The 3335-nt window shown below is 60.6% G+C and carries 2 protein-coding genes; both read right to left on the bottom strand.

The window, feature by feature from the left end; genetic code table 11:
• Window positions 1–735: 735 nt before the first annotated feature.
• The gene (gene nuoN / locus ACY693_RS16905) at window positions 736–2187 is read right to left on the bottom strand and encodes an NADH-quinone oxidoreductase subunit NuoN (RefSeq protein WP_462322979.1); all 1452 of its coding nucleotides are present in this window, start codon (window positions 2185–2187) and stop codon (window positions 736–738) included.
• A 12-nt stretch (window positions 2188–2199) separates the two neighbouring features.
• Window positions 2200–3335, bottom strand: a 1136-nt coding sequence (locus ACY693_RS16900) for a complex I subunit 4 family protein (RefSeq protein WP_462322978.1), incomplete at its 5' end; no start/stop codon positions are given.

Raw genomic sequence — 3335 nt, 5'->3', positions numbered from 1 at the left:
GCTCTACTGTCGATAAAACTTGAACCCATTGGTTTTGCAGCCGGACACCGTTGCTCATGGTGCTAGAATCCACAGGGAGCCTATCCGCAGAAATCTGAATATGTCAAGCGGTGTCGATCGAAGAACTTGCCAAAGACGCGAAAACGGATCGCTGTCCCGATGGGAGCAGTACCGGGAACTTCTGGTTGCTAAGCAAATTCGGGCGAAGGCGCTTTGCTGGTATGTTGCCCCGTGGAATGGTTCTTAGACGCACTGAAGCCGAGCTCACTGAAGCGACGTCGTCGGACCCAATCACGGGCTATTTTTGGGAAACATCGAGCCAGGGCAGATGGCACGACTGGCAGTTCGGCCAAGTCGTCGATGCACTCCATCTGCTCCTTGTGGACCTCGTTTAGGTGCAGGTGGCGCGGGTGGTGGATTGGGATTATCCGGGTCGATTCGCACCGAGCACACGGATGCCGAGTCGTGCCATCGTTCCAGACTGCTGGGTGGTCGGGGTCGGCGCGTGTGACGTGAGACAAAGTTGAGCGTCCTTGCTCGTTCGGTGGAGACCTTCAAGTTGGTCCGCAGGCTGCTTTAGGCGGCGGGTATGCGGCTGATGCGAAGTTCATCTAAACGCATGTGCTGAACCGAACGGGAGCGCTTCCGGCGAACAGTCCCGCGAACCTCTAAGCGCGATGGCGAGTCCATACCGGATGGAGCTCACCGATACATCAATGGTCGAGATCAATCGGCTCAGCCCGGAAACGCCTGCTGGCAGAGCGAGAACAGGGCCGCGGGGTACATCCCGAGCAGCAGGATCGCAGCGCCGTTGACGGTGATCGCGAGACGCGCGCTGGCGTTGGTGACCACCGAGGCCTCATTGATCGGCTTATCGAAGTAGATCATCTTGACCACGCGCAGATAGTAGAAGGCGCCGATGATCGAGAAGATCACCGCAAGGATCGCGAGCCAGACCATCCCTTGGGCGACGATCGCCTCCAGCACGAGCAGCTTGGCGACGAAGCCGACCATCGGCGGCACCCCGGCCATCGAGAACATGATCAGCGCCATCACCGCCGCCAGCCAGGGATCGCGATCGGACAGCCCCTTGAGATCGTCCAGGTCTTGAACATCCTGGCCCTTGCTCGAGATCAGCAGCAGAACGCCAAAGGCGCCGGCCGACATCAGCGCATAGACCACCGAGTAGAACATCGCCGATGCGTAGCCCTGCTCAGTGCCAGCGAGCAGGCCAAGGAAGATGAAGCCGACATGGGAGATCGTCGAGTAGGCGAGCATGCGCTTGATGTTCTTCTGGGCAATGGCGACAACGTTGCCGAGCGCCAACGACAGGACCGAGAGGATCACCAGGATCTCACCCCAATCGCTCTGCAGGCCGCCCAGTGCCTCGATCAGGATGCGCGCCGCCATCGCAAAGGCAGCGATCTTTGGCGCACTCGACAGGAACAGCACGATCGGCGTCGGCGCGCCCTGGTAGACATCGGGCAGCCACATATGGAAGGGTACTGCGCCGAATTTGAACGCAATGCCGATCAGTGCGAACACAAGTCCGAAGACCACGATCTGGTCGTTGACGCCATCGCTGGCGACGGCTGCCGCGACATCAGCGAACGCGAAACCGCCGGAGGCGCCGTAGAGCATCGAGATGCCATAGAGCAGCATCCCTGAGCCAAGGGCACCAAGCACGAAGTACTTCATCGCCGCTTCGGCACCGGCCTTGGAATCGCGATCAAAGGCGACCAGCGCATAGAGGCAGAGCGAGAGCAGCTCCAGCCCGAGGTAAAGGGTCAGAAAGCCATTCGCTGAGACCATGATCAGCATGCCGAGCACGGCGAATAGCAGCAGCACATGGTATTCGCCGACCCACATATCGCGGTCGCGCATGTAATCCTTGGCATAGACGACGGTGAGCAAGGAGACGATCAGGATCGCGCCCTTGAGCAGGTCGCTCATCGGATCGCGCACGAAGCTCTCACTGAAGGCGGCGGTCGGGGTCGAGCCGCCGACGAAGCCGACCGCGAACAGCGCGGCCAGCAGTCCAAGCAGCGTCAGGGTATGGTTGCTCTCTTTCTGATCAGCGCGCGTGTAGAGGTCGGTGAGTAGCACCGTGCAGGCGGTGACCAGGATCACCAGCTCCGGCAAGATCGCCATCAGCGAGGCAGAAATCGAGGGCGTTAGCGTCGTCATGACAGAGGTCCCTTAGGGCTGGATGCGGGCAATCGGCGGGGTCAGCAGGTCGGACCCCTCGGGTAGCTTGCTGACCTGGATCTGTTGCACCAGGTTCTCGATCGTCGGCTCCATCACATCGATCAATGGCTTCGGCCAGATGCCGATGGCCAGCGTTGCAGCGGCGAGCACGCCCAGGTTCAAGGTCTCGCGCGGATTCAAATCCTTGAGTGCAGCGACATTGTCGTTCGCGATGTCACCAAAGATCACTCGCTTGACCAGCCAGAGGGTGAACGCGGCGGCCAGCACCAGCGTGGTCGCGGCCAGGAAGGCGAACCAGAAATCAGCCCGGAAGGCGGCGAGGATCACCATGAACTCGCCGACAAACCCGGAGGTGCCTGGAAGACCGGCGTTGGCCATCGCAAAGAACACAACGAAGGCACCAAACCAGGGCATACGATTGATCACGCCGCCATAGGCCGAGATCTCACGGGTGTGCATCCGGTCGTAGAGGACGCCGACGCAGAGGAAGAGCGCACCCGAGATGAATCCGTGCGAGATCATCTGCACCATGCCGCCTTCAATGCCCATCACGGCACCCGCGGTCTCGGCGCGCTGGAAGATCGCAAAGACGATGAAGAAGCCCAGGGTCACGAAGCCCATGTGCGCGATCGAGGAATAGGCGATCAGCTTCTTCATGTCCTGCTGCACCAGCGCGACCAGACCAATGTAGATCACCGCGATCAGCGACATGGCGATGATCAGCCAGTCGAGCTGGGCGCTCGCGTCGGGCGCGATCGGCAGGCTGAAGCGAAGGAACCCATAGCCGCCGATCTTCAGCATGATCGCCGCCAGGATCACCGAGCCACCGGTCGGCGCCTCGACGTGTGCATCAGGCAGCCAGGTGTGCACCGGGAACATCGGCACCTTGACCGCAAACGCCAAAAGGAAGGCGATGAAGATCAGGATCTGCGCGGTGAGACCCAGCGGCGCGGCATGGAAGCCAAGGATGTCGAAGCTGCCGGTCTGGAAGTAGAGATAGATCAGCGCGACCAGCATGAACACCGAGCCGAAGAAGGTGTAGAGGAAGAACTTGATGGTCGCGTAGACGCGATTCGGCCCGCCCCAGACCCCGATGATGATGAACATCGGGATCAGCATCGCCTCCC

The sequence above is a fragment of the Halochromatium sp. genome, from assembly GCF_054919635.1.
The sequence above is the reverse complement of the archived record's forward strand: the minus strand, read 5'-3'. Positions and strand labels throughout refer to the sequence as shown.

What these genes read in the sequence shown, in the direction of transcription:
- nuoN (WP_462322979.1), bottom strand. Translation starts at nt 2,187, where the DNA reads ATGACGACGCTAACGCCCTCGATTTCTGCCTCGCTGATGGCGATCTTG.